Annotated in this window: 15 protein-coding genes; 9 read left to right on the forward strand and 6 right to left on the reverse strand. The window is 69.6% G+C overall.

Annotated features, from left to right (window positions below):
* Window positions 1-75 precede the first annotated feature (75 nt).
* Window positions 76-1737: a beta-N-acetylhexosaminidase gene (locus tag LMU33_RS16205; RefSeq protein ID WP_228621093.1), complete on the reverse strand. Its 1662-nt coding sequence runs from the start codon at window positions 1735-1737 to the stop codon at window positions 76-78.
* Between the two features lie 154 nt (window positions 1738-1891).
* On the opposite strand from LMU33_RS16205, the gene LMU33_RS16210 reads away from it, so the two are divergent.
* The 7 genes from LMU33_RS16210 (at window position 1892) to LMU33_RS16240 (ending at window position 7420) form a co-directional block, all read left to right on the forward strand.
* On the forward strand, window positions 1892-2464 hold the full coding sequence (locus tag LMU33_RS16210) for a 2-oxo-4-hydroxy-4-carboxy-5-ureidoimidazoline decarboxylase (protein ID WP_228621094.1): 573 nt from the start codon (window positions 1892-1894) through the stop codon (window positions 2462-2464).
* Between the two features lie 191 nt (window positions 2465-2655).
* Window positions 2656-3036: a succinate dehydrogenase, cytochrome b556 subunit gene (sdhC, locus tag LMU33_RS16215; RefSeq protein ID WP_076087831.1), complete on the forward strand. Its 381-nt coding sequence runs from the start codon at window positions 2656-2658 to the stop codon at window positions 3034-3036.
* Window positions 3037-3041: 5 nt separating this feature from the next.
* Window positions 3042-3524, forward strand: a complete 483-nt coding sequence (locus tag LMU33_RS16220) for a succinate dehydrogenase hydrophobic membrane anchor subunit (protein WP_228621095.1) — start codon at window positions 3042-3044, stop codon at window positions 3522-3524.
* A gap of 19 nt (window positions 3525-3543) precedes the next feature.
* Window positions 3544-5298, forward strand: a complete 1755-nt coding sequence (sdhA, locus tag LMU33_RS16225) for a succinate dehydrogenase flavoprotein subunit (protein ID WP_228621096.1) — start codon at window positions 3544-3546, stop codon at window positions 5296-5298.
* Window positions 5298-6077 carry a succinate dehydrogenase iron-sulfur subunit gene (locus tag LMU33_RS16230; protein WP_228621097.1) on the forward strand — a complete coding sequence of 260 codons (780 nt, stop codon included), beginning with the start codon at window positions 5298-5300 and terminating at the stop codon, window positions 6075-6077. Before sdhA ends, LMU33_RS16230 begins: the two co-directional genes overlap by 1 nt.
* A 113-nt stretch (window positions 6078-6190) precedes the next feature.
* The gene (locus LMU33_RS16235) at window positions 6191-6601 is read left to right on the forward strand and encodes a VOC family protein (protein ID WP_228621098.1); all 411 of its coding nucleotides are present in this window, start codon (window positions 6191-6193) and stop codon (window positions 6599-6601) included.
* A 39-nt stretch (window positions 6602-6640) separates the two neighbouring features.
* Window positions 6641-7420 (forward strand): TetR/AcrR family transcriptional regulator, encoded by a 780-nt coding sequence (locus LMU33_RS16240; protein WP_228621099.1) that lies wholly within the window; start codon window positions 6641-6643, stop codon window positions 7418-7420.
* On the opposite strand, the gene LMU33_RS16245 is transcribed toward LMU33_RS16240, so the two are convergent.
* Window positions 7421-8980: an ABC transporter substrate-binding protein gene (locus LMU33_RS16245; RefSeq protein WP_228621100.1), complete on the reverse strand. Its 1560-nt coding sequence runs from the start codon at window positions 8978-8980 to the stop codon at window positions 7421-7423.
* A gap of 240 nt (window positions 8981-9220) precedes the next feature.
* The gene (locus LMU33_RS16250; RefSeq protein WP_228621101.1) at window positions 9221-9460 is read right to left on the reverse strand and encodes an SCO4848 family membrane protein; all 240 of its coding nucleotides are present in this window, start codon (window positions 9458-9460) and stop codon (window positions 9221-9223) included.
* 91 nt (window positions 9461-9551) lie between these two features.
* On the opposite strand from LMU33_RS16250, the gene LMU33_RS16255 reads away from it, so the two are divergent.
* Entirely contained in the window at window positions 9552-10772 is a 1221-nt protein-coding gene (locus LMU33_RS16255; protein ID WP_372477972.1) for a D-alanyl-D-alanine carboxypeptidase family protein, read from the forward strand.
* Here LMU33_RS16255 and LMU33_RS16260 read toward each other — a convergent pair.
* Window positions 10720-11640, reverse strand: a complete 921-nt coding sequence (locus LMU33_RS16260; RefSeq protein WP_228621103.1) for a YihY/virulence factor BrkB family protein — start codon at window positions 11638-11640, stop codon at window positions 10720-10722. The two genes, LMU33_RS16255 and LMU33_RS16260, sit on opposite strands and share 53 nt — an antisense overlap.
* A 116-nt stretch (window positions 11641-11756) precedes the next feature.
* On the opposite strand from LMU33_RS16260, the gene dprE2 reads away from it, so the two are divergent.
* Window positions 11757-12497: a decaprenylphospho-beta-D-erythro-pentofuranosid-2-ulose 2-reductase gene (gene dprE2, locus LMU33_RS16265; protein ID WP_228621104.1), complete on the forward strand. Its 741-nt coding sequence runs from the start codon at window positions 11757-11759 to the stop codon at window positions 12495-12497.
* Window positions 12498-12511: 14 nt separating this feature from the next.
* On the opposite strand, the gene LMU33_RS16270 is transcribed toward dprE2, so the two are convergent.
* Together LMU33_RS16270 and trpS are read right to left on the reverse strand one after the other, a co-directional pair.
* Complete coding sequence (locus tag LMU33_RS16270) at window positions 12512-13093, reverse strand: 2'-5' RNA ligase family protein (RefSeq protein ID WP_228621105.1); 582 nt, start codon at window positions 13091-13093, stop codon at window positions 12512-12514.
* A 202-nt stretch (window positions 13094-13295) separates the two neighbouring features.
* Window positions 13296-14312: a tryptophan--tRNA ligase gene (gene trpS, locus LMU33_RS16275; RefSeq protein WP_228621106.1), complete on the reverse strand. Its 1017-nt coding sequence runs from the start codon at window positions 14310-14312 to the stop codon at window positions 13296-13298.
* Window positions 14313-14418: the final 106 nt, after the last annotated feature.

Genomic DNA, 14418 nt, shown 5'->3' on the forward strand with positions numbered 1-14418 from the left:
ACCGTTACGGAGCCCGCACTTCCCTTTACTGCGTGATACGGCGCGGGAGTGTCACAGCGGATGTTTTGAGCCAAGTCAGCCCAGCCGGTTCGCCAGGTTCTGGAAGCCGGTCCAGGACAACGCCGGCGCGCCCGGGTCCCACAGCTTCTGGGCGGTGGCCCGCAGGGGCATCCGGATGCCGGCCGCGACCTGGGCCTCGGTCTGGGCGTTCGGGAAGTCGCTCCAGACCGCGAACGACCCGCCGAGGATCTGGCCGTCGTAGCTCGCCGGTACGGCGGTCGTGCCGCGCAGCACCCGCGGGTTCCACTGCTCGTAGATCCGCCGCCCGGTCGGATAGACGAAGGTCTGCGGCTGGCCGAGGACGTAGTAGAGGAACTCGTCGTTGTAGTTGATGACCTTCCGGCCCGCGCTCAGGTAGTCGACCGGCTGCCGGGCGCCGATCTCCTTGCCGGTCCAGTAGGCGACCTGGAGGTCCTTGGCCGCCTGCACGGACGTGCCGCGGTAGAAGCCGTCGTTCCAGGCGCGCATGGTCCTGCCGTGGGCGCGGACGGTGGCGGCGCGGTCGTTCAGCCAGCCGGTGGCGAGGTCGGCTACCGTGCCGCTCGAGCCGTACTTCTGCCGGGCGGCGGCCGCGAGCTGCGGATAGGAGGTCTGGGGGGCCTTCACGGTCAGCGCCTGGTACTCGTCACCGCCGAGGTGCCACTGGCTGCCGGTGAACAGCCCCGCGTACTCGTTCAGCAGATCGTCCACGAGCTTCGCGGAGGCGGGCTTGGAGATGTCGATGGCGCCCTTGGTGGCGACCCCGCCGGCGTTGCGCAGCTGGAGGTCCGGGTGGGCGGCGAGGACGGCGCCCAGGTGCCCCGGCGAGTCGATCTCGGGCACGACGGTGATGTGCCGGCTGTTCGCCAGGTCCACGATCCGCTTGACCTGCGCCTTGGTCAGATGGTTCGGCGAGACGATCTCGGGGTGGGTGCTGGACTCGATCCGGAAGGCCTGGTCGTCGGAGAAGTGCAGCCCCAGCTCGTTGAACTTCAGGTCCCCCAGCTCCCGTATTCGGTCCTCTATCCAGGACTCGGAGTACGGTTTGCGGGCGATGTCCAGATTGAAGCCGCGCACCGGCTTGGCCGGCTCGTCCCGTACGACCCCCTCGGGGGCCGTGCCGCCGCCGTGCACCTCCTGCTTCAGGGTGCGGGTGCCGTAGAAGACCCCGGCCTCGCCGGGCCCGCTGATGTCGACCCGCCCGTCGCGGACGGTCATGGTGTACGACTCCTGGTTCCCGCCCCCGCCGCCGAGCGCCAGCCGGACGTCCCCCGCCTGCACGTCGTCCTTCTCCCCCGCGTAGGTCAGCCCCAGCTCCCCGGCCACCAGCCGCCCCTCGTCGGCCAGCTCCCCGTCGCTGATCACCACCCGGTCCGCCTTCTGCGGCTTCCAGCCCGGCCCGCGCGCCGGAGTGTGGGAACGCACCGCGGGTATCGTGCGCGGCGCCCGGGAGAGCGGATAGGACCGGCTGGGCGTCGGACTCGCCGACGGCGTGGCCGCCCCGCCGGAGACGGTACCGGCCATCCGGCCGGACGACGACTGCCGCGCACCCCCTTGCGACGTCCCGCCGCCCCCGCCCGACGAGGCCCACACGCCGACCCCCGTGCCGATCGCGACCGTCCCCACTACCGCGGCGGCCACGACCGCCCGCTTGCGTATCACCTGTTGCGCCGAAGCACGGCGCTTGTGCTGGGTCACGCTGCCAACGTACGACCGATCCGGGCTTCACCCGTCACTCAAGCGTTCTGAAACTCTCCCGTTCGGGTGAATTTCAGGCATCACACGGACACACAGTGACCACTCTCGATAACCTGACGACACACCTTTCACAGCATCCCCTGCCACGCCACATGTGACGCGAGGACCCACGCTGCCCGCCCACCGCCTTCCGTATCTCCCCAAGCCCCTCGACGCCTTCAACGCGGCACCCGCCGACGAGGCACGCGCCCTCCTGCTGCACTGCCTCCACAGCCTGCGCTGGTCCCACCGCGTCGCGGACCACCGCCCCTACCCCGACCTGGACTCCCTCCTGGCCGCGGCGGACGAGGCGGCATACGACCTGCCACCGGGCGACCTGTCGGAGGCCCTGGCCGGAGAGACCCTCCCGGACCTGCCCGAGGGCACCTACTCGGCAGCCCACATGGCCCTGAGCGCGGCCCACGCGGCCTACGAGGCCAGATTCGGACACGCGTTCGTCATCTACCTGGGCGACACCCACCCGGACGAATCCCTCGACCGGATCCTCGAAGGCATCCGATCACGATTGACAAACGATCCGGAGGAGGAGCGGGTCATAGCGGCGGAGGAACTCCGGCGCCTGGCGAGAAGCAGGCTGGGCACCTGCCTGAGGGGCGCGGGACTGCACCCATCAGCGGCTCCGCCGCGGGGCGCGACCAGCCGCAACGCATCCGCACCGGGGAGATAGCGGGACACCCCACCCCGGTTGCCGCCCACCCGCTCCCCCATCCGGTGCCAGTTTGATCACACAGGTAGGCCCCCCGTAAAGCACAGCGCAGCGTCTCGCTACGATGCTGGGGGCCGGTGGACCGTACCCGGCCGGGCCCGCCCGACACCGAAGCCGGCGCGGCCCCAATCCCCGCTCCCGGAGGGACTTCCGTGCCGGCTGGAACGCTGTACCGCGGCCGGGAAGGAATGTGGTCCTGGGTGGCTCACCGAGTCACCGGCGTCCTCATTTTCTTCTTCCTGTTCGTTCACGTGCTGGACACCGCTCTCGTGCGTGTCTCCCCCGAGGACTACGACAAGGTCGTAGCCACGTACAAGACGCCGATCGTCGCGCTGCTGGAGTACGGCCTCGTCGCCGCCATCCTCTTCCACGCGCTCAACGGCCTGCGCGTCATCGCCGTCGACTTCTGGTCGAAGGGCCCGCGCTACCAGAAGCAGATGTTCTGGACCGTGATGGGTGTCTGGGTCGTCCTGATGGCCGGCGCGATCTACCCCGTGCTCGGCCACGCCGCTCGTGTCCTGTTCGGGAGCTGACGCCGATGTCCACGACTGAAACCACCGCGTCCGGAGTCGGCCCCGTCGAGGGCGCCCCCGTCTACACCGTCGACAACCCGGCCCCGCTGATCGAGGCGCCGCGCAAGCGCACCAAGAAGTCCCCGAAGTCGACCCGGGGCAACTTCGAGCTGGCCGCCTGGCTGTTCATGCGCCTGTCCGGCATCGTGCTGGTCATCCTGGTCATCGGCCACCTGCTCATCCAGCTCGTGCTGGACGGCGGCGTCTCCAAGATCGGCTTCGCCTTCGTGGCCGGCCGCTGGGCCTCGCCCTGGTGGCAGGTCTGGGACCTGCTGATGCTCTGGCTCGCGATGCTGCACGGCGCCAACGGCCTGCGCACGGTCATCAACGACTACGCGGAGCGCGCCAGCTCCCGCATGTGGCTGAAGGCCCTGCTGTACACCGCCACGGTGTGGACCATCCTGCTGGGCACGCTGGTGATCTTCACCTTCGACCCGAACATCCGCTAGGCACGGGGCTGCGAGAATCATGAAGATCCACAAGTACGACACCGTCATCGTCGGCGCCGGCGGCGCGGGCATGCGTGCCGCCATCGAGGCGACGAAGCGCAGCCGCACCGCCGTGCTGACCAAGCTCTACCCCACCCGCTCCCACACGGGCGCCGCGCAGGGCGGTATGGCCGCCGCGCTCGCCAACGTGGAGGAGGACAACTGGGAGTGGCACACCTTCGACACGGTCAAGGGCGGTGACTACCTGGTCGACCAGGACGCCGCCGAGATCCTCGCGAAGGAGGCCATCGACGCCGTCCTCGACCTGGAGAAGATGGGCCTGCCGTTCAACCGCACCAAGGACGGCACCATCGACCAGCGCCGCTTCGGCGGTCACTCCCGCAACCACGGCGAGGCCCCGGTCCGCCGGTCCTGCTACGCCGCGGACCGCACCGGCCACATGATCCTCCAGACGCTGTACCAGAACTGCGTCAAGGAGGGCGTGGAGTTCTTCAACGAGTTCTACGTCCTGGACCAGCTGATCGCCGAGGTCGACGGGGTCAAGCGCTCCGCCGGTGTCGTCGCCTACGAGCTGGCGACCGGCGAGATCCACGTCTTCCAGGCGAAGGCCGTCATCTACGCCTCCGGCGGCTGCGGCAAGTTCTTCAAGGTGACCTCCAACGCGCACACCCTCACCGGTGACGGCCAGGCCGCCGTCTACCGCCGGGGTCTGCCGCTGGAGGACATGGAGTTCTTCCAGTTCCACCCGACCGGCATCTGGCGCATGGGCATCCTGCTCACCGAGGGTGCCCGCGGCGAGGGCGGCATCCTGCGCAACAAGGACGGCGAGCGCTTCATGGAGAAGTACGCTCCCGTCATGAAGGACCTGGCGTCCCGTGACGTCGTGTCCCGCTCCATCTACACGGAGATCCGCGAGGGCCGCGGCTGTGGTCCCGAGGGCGACCACGTCTACCTCGACCTGACCCACCTGCCGCCGGAGCAGCTGGACGCCAAGCTGCCGGACATCACCGAGTTCGCGCGCACCTACCTCGGCATCGAGCCGTACACGGACCCGATCCCGATCCAGCCGACCGCGCACTACGCGATGGGCGGCATCCCGACGAACGTCGAGGGTGAGGTCCTGGCGGACAACACCACCGTCGTCCCGGGTCTGTACGCGGCCGGCGAGGTCGCCTGCGTCTCCGTGCACGGCGCCAACCGCCTCGGCACCAACTCGCTGCTGGACATCAACGTCTTCGGCCGCCGCGCCGGCATCGCCGCCGCCGAGTACGCCCACACGGCGGACTTCGTCGAGCTGCCGGAGAGCCCGGAGTCGCTCGTCGTCGAGCAGATCGAGCGGCTGCGCAACTCCACCGGCAACGAGCGGGTGGCCACGCTCCGTCGCGAGCTGCAGGAGACCATGGACGCCAACGTCATGGTGTTCCGCACCGAGCAGACGATCAAGACGGCCGTCGAGAAGATCGCCGAGCTCAGGGAGCGCTACAAGAACGTGGCGATCCAGGACAAGGGCAAGCGGTTCAACACGGACCTCCTCGAGGCCATCGAGCTGGGCAACCTGCTCGACCTGGCCGAGGTCATGGCGGTGTCCGCCCTGGCCCGCAAGGAGTCCCGCGGCGGTCACTACCGCGAGGACTACCCGAACCGCGACGACGTCAACTTCATGCGTCACACCATGGCGTACCGCGAGGTCGGCGCCGACGGCTCGGAAACCGTCCGTCTCGACTACAAGCCGGTCGTCCAGACCCGCTACCAGCCGATGGAGCGTAAGTACTGATGGCTACCCCTGTTCTGGACAAGGAAGAGGCGGCCGGCAAGCCCGAGCCCGGCTTCGCCGACTCCCCCTACATCACGGTCACCTTCCGGGTCCGCCGGTTCAACCCGGAGGTCTCGGCGGAGGCGACCTGGGAAGACTTCCAGCTGGAGCTCGACCCGAAGGAGCGTGTCCTCGACGGCCTCCACAAGATCAAGTGGGACCTCGACGGCAGCCTCACCTTCCGCCGCTCGTGCGCGCACGGCATCTGCGGCTCGGACGCGATGCGGATCAACGGCAAGAACCGCCTTGCCTGCAAGACGCTGATCAAGGACATCAACCCCGAGAAGCCGATCACGGTCGAGCCCATCAAGGGCCTGACGGTCCTGAAGGACCTCGTCGTGGACATGGAGCCGTTCTTCCAGGCGTACCGGGACGTCATGCCGTTCCTGATCACCAAGGACACGAACGAGCCGACCCGCGAGCGACTGCAGTCGGCCGAGGACCGCGAGCGCTTCGACGACACGACGAAGTGCATCCTCTGCGCGGCCTGCACCTCCTCCTGCCCGGTGTTCTGGAACGACGGCCAGTACTTCGGTCCGGCCGCGATCGTGAACGCCCACCGCTTCATCTTCGACAGCCGTGACGAGGCGGGCGAGCAGCGCCTGGAGATCCTCAACGACCGTGACGGCGTGTGGCGTTGCCGTACGACCTTCAACTGCACGGACGCCTGCCCGCGCGGTATCGAGGTCACCAAGGCGATCCAGGAAGTGAAGCGCGCGCTGATCACGCGCCGCTACTGATCCTGCCGGTCCCACGCCGAGGGCCCCGCTTCCGATCCTCCGGAAGCGGGGCCCTCGGGCGTTTTTGACCGGGTTTGCGCGCTTTGTGTTCCCCCCGGCTCTAATCTGACGACATGGCAGACGATGAGTCCTACGAGCTGCTCGGTTTCGACAACGTGTTGCTTCCCGTCGGCGACCTCGGCCAGGCCGTCGGCTTCTACGAGCGGGCCGGGTTCACCGTCGGGTTCCGCTTCGACGAGGCCGGTATCGCGCTGCTGAAGGTCGGGGCGGAGACACCCGGGATCCTGCTGCAGGCGGAGGAGGCGGTGGGCCGCAGGACCCCGCCCTGGCCCTCGCCGCGCGTCTGGCTGGAGGTGCCGGATGCCCGGGCGGCGGCACGGGAGCTGGCCGCGGCCGGCATCCCGCCGCTGGACGAGGTCTTCCAGGTGGCCACCGGCTGGACCGTGGAGTTCGCCGACCCCTGGGGCAACGTCCTCGGCTTCACGGACTACACCAAGCGCCCGGAACTGGGCCGCCGGAGCTGACCACCCGGGGCACCCGAGTCACTCGTTAGGCTCTTTGCCGTGCCCGCGATGAACGACGGCCCCGAGACGGCCGACTCCCCCGCCAGCAAGTCCGAGCAGACCCGCGCGCTGATCCTCGAGACCGCGATGCGGTTGTTCCAGGAGCACGGGTACGACAAGACCACCATGCGGGCCATCGCCAAGGAGGCCGGGGTCTCCGTCGGCAACGCCTACTACTACTTCGAGGGCAAGGAACACCTGATCCAGGGCTTCTACGACCGGATCGCCGCCGAGCACCAGAGGGCGGTCCGCGAGGTCCTGGACCGGGAGACCGACCTGGAGGCGCGGCTCGCGGGCGTGCTGACGGTCTGGCTCGACATCGCCCGGCCCTACCACGAGTTCGCCGTGCAGTTCTTCAAGAACGCCGCCGACCCCGACAGCCCGCTCAGCCCCTTCTCCCCGGAGAGCGAGCACGCCCGCGAGCAGGCCATCGCCGTCCACCGCGAGGTGCTGGCCGGGTCCAGGTCCAAGGTTCCGGCCGAACTCCGGGACGTCCTCCCGGAGTTGATGTGGCTGGCCCAGATGGGCCTCGTCCTGTACTGGGTCTTCGACCGGACGGAAGGGCGCGAGCGCAGTTACCGGCTGGCCCGGCGCGGCGCCCGGCTGACCGCCCGCGGGGTGGCGCTCGCCCGCTTCCGCGTGCTGCGCCCCCTGGTCCTGGAGATCCACGAGCTGTTCACGGACTTCCTGCCCGGCATGACGAAGGCACTGCCGGACCCGCGGACCAAGGGGACCGAGGGCACCGGGGGGACCAAGGGGCGCGACGAGCGGGGCGGCTGATCAGATCCACTGCAGACGCCACAGGCGGAAGACACCCGTGCCGTCGTCGAGGTACTGGCTGCCGCCCACGTCCTCGGTGCTGACCACGTACTCCTTGCGCTGCCACAGCGGGATCAGCGGGACGTCCTGGGCGACGTCGGCCTGGATGTCCTTGAAGTCGTTCGCGGCCCGGCTGCGGTCGGCGTACTGCTGGCTGTCCAGGATGAGATGGTCGACCAGCTTGTTGCTGTACCCGGTGCTCATCGTGGAGCCCGTGCCGACGAGCGCCGCGCCGAAGGTGTCCGGGTCGGGATAGTCGGGCACCCAGCCGACCGCCCACGCGTCCATCTTCCCGGTGGCCCAGCGCTTCTGGAAGTCGGTCCACTCGTACCCCTGGACGTCCACCTTGAACAGGCCGCCGGCCTCCAGCTGCCTCTTCAGCGCCGCGGCCTCCTGCTCACCCACGCCCCGGTTCCTGCCGTAGCCGAAGGTGAACCGGACGGGCAGGGACACCCCGGCCTGGGTGAGCAGCGCCCGCGCCTTCTGCAGGCTCTGCGTCGGGTAGTCGTCGAAGAACGAGGTGGTGTGGCCGGGGATGCCGGTCGGGATCAGCGAGTACAGCGGGTCGACCGTGCCCTCGTAGACCGTCGAGGCGAGCTCCTCGCGGTTGACCAGCCAGGCCATCGCGCGACGCACCCGCGCGTCGTGCAGGGGGGAGCCGGCGCGCGTGTTGAGGTACAGGTTGCGGGTCTCGGCGCTGTCGGACTCGGTGACCCGCTGGTTGGGGTCGCTCGGGTTCAGCGCCGACAGCACGCCCGGCGGCAGCTCCCGGGTGGCGACGTCGACCTGCCCCGCCTTCCAGGCGCTGTCGAGCTTCGCGGAGTCCGCGTAGTAGCGCAGCTCGATCGGGCGGCCGGTGCCGCTGAGGTAGCCCTTGTAGCCGCCGTTCGGCCGGAGCACCGCCTTCTGGTTCTCGGTGTACGAGGTCAGGGTGTACGGGCCGGTGCCGTCGACGGCGGTGTCCTTGCGCAGGGAGTCGGCCGGGTACTTGTCCTTGTCCACGATCGCGCCGGCGCCCGTGGCGACCTTCAGGGGCCAGGTGGCGTCCGCGGACGACAGGTGGAAGGTGACGGTCGTCGCGTTGTCCGCGGTGACCGAGGCGAGCGTGGAGAACAGCGACGCCGGGCCGACGTCGGAGTTGATCTTCTTGACCCGGTCGAACGAGTACTTCACGTCCTCGGCCGTCATCGTGCGCCCGCTCGGGAAGGTGATCCCGGAGCGCAGTGTGCACTGGTACGTCCGCAGACCGCTGCCCTGGAAGGCGCAGCTCTTCGCCGCGTCCGGGACCGGCTCGACGCCACCCGGCTCGAATGTCAGCAGCGTCTGGAAGACATTGCTGAACAGGGCCCAGGAACCGGCGTCGTAGGCGCCCGCCGGGTCGAGGTCCGTGACGGCGTCCGTCGTACCGACCGCGATGGTCCTGTTCCTGTTGTCCTGCGACGGCAGCAGTTCCCAGCCGCCGATTCCCGCGATCGCGAGCACGAGCAGTGCCACGAGAACGCGCATGCGAACAGATCGCATGGTGGTGCCCTCCCCAGGCCCCTTCAGAGGCCCTACCCCTGGCCAGCACGATTTCGCCACTCCCCTAGTGGCGCGGCTCACCTAATCACACGGGTTTCGCCTGGGGGAAGGGCTTTCTGACCAGATGGGGAAAGAACTTACCGAGGCGCTGTTTCCCCCGGGTTTCACAGCGCCTTCACAGGTGTGGGAGCGGTTTCGGCGAGGGGGTACGGGGGCTCGGTGCGAAGTCCCGGGTGTCCGCTATGACGTACGGCGCAGTGCCCGCAGCCCGCGCAACCCGATGACCCCGACGACCGTCCCCAATACGAAGGAAACGACCGCCAGCAGCAGGTGCACCCAGAAGTACGCGGTCGGGTGACCGTTGTCGAAGGCGAGCCCGCTGCTGTCCTTGACCAGGTTCTTGACGAAAGTGACCCAGATGACCCAGGACCACACCCCGAAAGCGAGCAGGAACCAGGAGACCGGGCGGCTGAGCTTCATGCGACCAGTATTGCCGTTCGCCGTCCGGTTCCGTGTCGGGGGTGAGGTGGGTCATGGGACTTCACGGCCGGCAAACGGTACGTTCTCGGCCGTGCCCGCTCCGAAGAAGACCGGCCGGCGATCCCTGCTGGTCACCTCCGCCACCCTGCTGTCCCTGTCCGCCACCGCGCCCGCCGCCCTCGCCGCCCCGTCCCCCCCGGCCAGTCCCACGGCCACGCCCCCGGCCGGCATGTCGACCGTGGGCGGCGTCCGGCTGGGACAGCCCGGCACGCAGGTCGATCTCGCGCCCGGTGTCCCGGTGCTGCCGAAGGACCTGACCGCGCGCTCCTGGATCGTCACCGACGCCGAGTCCGGGGAGGTGCTCGCCGCGCACAACGCGCACTGGCGGCTGCCCCCGGCGAGCACGCTGAAGATGCTGTTCGCGGACACCCTGCTGCCCCGCTTCCCGAAGGAGGAGCGGCACAAGGTGGCGCCGGCCGACCTCGCGGGCATGGGCGACGGCTCCAGCGTGGTCGGGATAAAGGAGGGGCACACCTACAGCGTCCACGACCTGTGGCTCGGGGTCTTCCTTCGCTCGGGCAACGACGCGGTGCACGTGCTGTCCGCGATGAACCAGGGTGTCGCACAGACCGTCAAGGACATGCAGGACCACGCCGACGAACTGCAGGCCCGGGACACGCACGTGGTCTCGCCCGACGGCTACGACGAGCCGGGCCAGCTGTCGTCGGCGTACGACCTGACGCTGTTCGCCCGGTCCGGGCTGCAGAAGAAGGACTTCCGCGACTACTGCTCGACCGTCAGCGCGAAGTTCGAGTCGGGCGAGATCCGCAACACCAACCGGCTGCTGAGCGGTGACAGCGACGTGCCCGTCTACCAGGGCATCGCGGGTGTGAAGAACGGCAACACCACCAACGCGGGCGCCACCTTCACCGGGGTCGCCGAGCGGGGCGGCAGGGTGCTGCTCGTCACGGTGATGCATCCGGAGAAGCCCGAGCACAACGAGGTCTACAAGGAGACGGCCAAGCTGTTCGACTGGGGCTTCCAGGCGGCCGGCAAGGTCAGTCCGGTGGGCGAGCTGGTGCCGCCGAAGAGTGCGCTGCCGAGCCCGGGGCCCAGCGCTTCCGGCGGGAAGGCGGGCAAGGAAGGGTCCGGCACCAGGACGGTGGCCGGTGCCACCGCCTCCTCCGGCTCCGGCGTCGGCACCGCCGCGGCCATCACGGGCGGGGCGCTGGTGCTGCTCGCGGGCGCGGCGTTCCTGGTCAACCGCCGGTGGCCGCTGCCGGACCTGATGCGCCGTCGGTCGCGTCCGTGACGTCGGCGGGCTCGGCCTTCGTACCCTGCGTCGCCGTCCAGGAGGCGCAGAACAGCACGAGTTTCGCGGTGAGGTTGATCCACAGCAGCAGCGCCACGGGGACGCCGAACGCGCCGTACATGCTCTTCGCGGCGACTCCCTGGATATAGCCGCTCAGCAGCAGCTTCAGCAGTTCGAAGCCGACGGCGCCGAGCAGCGCGGCCACCACCAGGCGGCGGCGCGGCGGCTCGACACCGGGCAGCAGGGTCAGGACGTAGAGCAGGATCAGGAAGTCGGCGGACGCGGCGACGGCGAAGGCGGCGATCCGCAGCAGCAGGCTCCCCCAGCTGTGCGCGGCCAGGCCGAGGTGGCGCGACACCAGGCCGACGGCGGCCGAGGCGAGCGTGGACGCGGCGAGCGTGACGAGCAGGGCCCCGCCCAGGCCGAGGAGGATGCCGGCGTCCTTGGCCTTGGCCACCACCGGATTCTGCTGCTGGTCCGGCAGCTCCCACACCGCGCGCAGACAGTCCCGCATCTGGCCGACCCAGCCGATGCCGGTGAGCAGCAGCAGGGCACCCGCGATGACACCGACCGTGCCGGCGTTGTGGACGAGCGAGGTCAGGTCCAGCCGGCTGGAGAGGACGCCGGGGAACTGCTCGGCGATCTTGTGCTCGACCGTCTTCTGCCGGTCCGGGCTGAGCGTGGCGGCGCTGATCGCGGCGACCAGGGTCAGCAGCGGGAACAGCGCCACGAAGCTGATGAACGTCATCGCGGCCGCCAGCCGTGCCCACTTCACCCGGTCCAGCCGTTCGTAGCAGTGCCACGCGTGCGTCTCCGCCAGCCGGACCACGAGCGGCCCGATGCCGGGGAGTCTCTTCAGCCAGTCCATGATCCCCTCCTGCCCCTGACCGCGCGCTCGTAAGACATCCCACTAATCACCCATTGTGTGGAGCGGCCGAATGTTCAGTAACTAATCCCTCATATCTGGACGATACGGTCACCGACATGCCTGGAGACACCGCCTTCGGCCTCCCCCAGTCCCTGCTCGTCCTCGGCGGCACGTCCGAGATCGCGCTGGCCACCACGCGCCGGCTGATCGCCCGCCGCACCCGCACGGTATGGCTGGCGGGCCGCCCCTCACCGGCCCTGGAACAGGCCGCCGAGAGCCTGCGCGCACTCGGCGCGCACGTCCGTACCGTCGCCTTCGACGCCCTCGACCCCGAGTCCCACGAGACCGCCCTCGGCAAGGTCTTCGCCGAGGGCGACATCGACCTGGTGCTGCTCGCCTTCGGCATCCTCGGCGACCAGGCCCACGACGAACGGGACCCGGTACGCGCCGTCCAGGTCGCCCGGACCAACTACACCGGAGCCGTCTCCGCGGGCCTGGTCGCCGCCCGCGCGCTGCAGGACCAGGGGCACGGCTCCCTCGTGGTCCTGTCCTCCGTCGCCGGCGAGCGGGCCCGCCGCACCGACTTCATCTACGGCTCCAGCAAGGCCGGCCTCGACACCTTCGCCCAGGGCCTCGGCGACGCCCTGCACGGCACGGGCGTGCACGTCATGGTCGTACGGCCCGGGTACGTCCGGGCAGAGGGACCTCTCACCACGACCCCGGAGGCGGTGGCCACGGCCATCGAACTGGGTCTGCGCAGACGCTCGGAGGTGGTGTGGGTACCGGGGGTGCTGCGGCTGGTGACGGCGGCGCTGCGGCACCTGCCGAGGGCGCTGTTCCGACGGCTGCCCCTCTGAGGCCCCACGCCTCGCTACGACACCGCGCTGCGGCCCGCTCCACGCAGCGCACCGGCCTGCGGCGGTACCACCGTTCCCCCGAACGTGTACTCCCGCAGCTTGCGCCACACACCGTCAGCGCCCTGCTCGTACAAGGCGAAACCCGTGCACGGCCACTGCGCGTCGAAGCCGGCCAGTTCCTCGAAGGCACGGTCCATCGCCGCCTCGTCGATGCCGTGCGCGACCGTGACGTGCGGGTGGTACGGGAACTGCAGCTCCCGCGCCAGCGGTCCCGACGCGGCCCGCACCCGCTGCTGCAGCAGGGTGCAGTCCTCGGCTCCCTGGACGACACGGACGTAGACCACCGGGGACAGCGGACGGAACGTGCCGGTGCCGGACAGCCGCATCGGGAACGGCCGTCCGCCCGCGGCGACCTCGGTGAGGTGCGCCTCGACGGCCGGCAGCTCGCTCTCGTCGAGCTCGGTCGGCGGCAGCAGCGTGACGTGCGTGGGGATGCCGTGAGCCGCGGCGTCGCCGAAGCCCGCGCGCCGCTCCTGGAGCAGGCTGCCGTGAGGCTCCGGGACCGCGATCGACACGCCGATCGTTACGGTCCCCACGTCGTCTCCTGTCGTCGGTCTTTCGTCCGTCTGTCGTCCGTCCGTCGTCTGCGCGGCCGTCCCGTTTCGTCACGTTCGGGCCGTTGGCTATCGACTGTACGGCCACGGATGTCCCGTGGGCAGGCGCAGCGGAAGTGATGTGCAGCGCTCTGCCGACCGGGACGTGTGTACGGTCGTGCGCCTCGGCGCCGGTCCGTGCTCCTCAGTGCTTCGCCGGCAGGAAACCGACGCGGTCGTAGGCGTGCGCCAGCGTCTCCGCGGCGACCGCGCGCGCCTTCTCCGCGCCCTTGGCCAGGATCGAGTCGAGCGTCTCGGAGTCGTCCAGGTACTGCTGGGTGCGCTCCCGGAACGGCGTCACGAACTCGACCATCACCTCGGCGAGGTCGGTCTTGAGGGCGCCGTACATCTTGCCCTCGTACTCCCGCTCCAGGTCGGCGATCGACCTGCCGGTGAGCGTGGAGTAGATGGTGAGGAGGTTCGACACGCCCGGCTTGTCCTGCGCGTCGTAGCGGATCACGGTGTCGGTGTCGGTGACGGCGCTCTTGACCTTCTTGGCGGTGGTCTTCGGCTCGTCGAGCAGGTTGATCAGGCCCTTCGGCGTGGACGCCGACTTGCTCATCTTGATCGACGGGTCCTGCAGGTCGTAGATCTTCGCCGTCTCCTTGAGGATGTACGGCGACGGGATCGTGAACGTCTGCCCGAAGCGGCCGTTGAAGCGCTCGGCCAGGTCACGGGTCAGCTCGATGTGCTGACGCTGGTCCTCGCCGACCGGCACCTCGTTCGCCTGGTAGAGGAGGATGTCGGCGACCTGGAGGATCGGGTACGTGAACAGGCCGACCGAGGCCCGCTCGGCGCCCTGCTTGGCGGACTTGTCCTTGAACTGGGTCATGCGGCTGGCCTCGCCGAAGCCGGTGAGGCAGTTCATGATCCAGGCGAGCTGGGCGTGCTCGGGGACGTGGCTCTGGACGAAGAGCGTGCAGCGGTCCGGGTCCAGACCGGCGGCCAGCAGCTGCGCGGCGGCGAGGCGGGTGTTGGCCCGCAGCTCCTTCGGGTCCTGCGGGAGCGTGATCGCGTGCAGGTCGACGACCATGTAGAACGCGTCGTGGGTCTCCTGCAGGGCCACCCACTGGCGGACGGCGCCGAGGTAGTTGCCGAGGTGGAACGAACCGGCGGTGGGCTGGATGCCGGAGAGCACGCGGGGTCGGTCAGCAGAGGCCATGTTTTTTATTGTTGCAGAGAGCACGGGGGGTTCCGTGCGTGGGGAACTGCGCGTGAACCGTGGTTGCCCGCGCCCCGCGGCGGAGCCGCATACCGAATGCGGCCCC

It is taken from the genome of Streptomyces barringtoniae, assembly GCF_020819595.1.
Lineage (GTDB): Bacteria > Actinomycetota > Actinomycetes > Streptomycetales > Streptomycetaceae > Streptomyces > Streptomyces barringtoniae.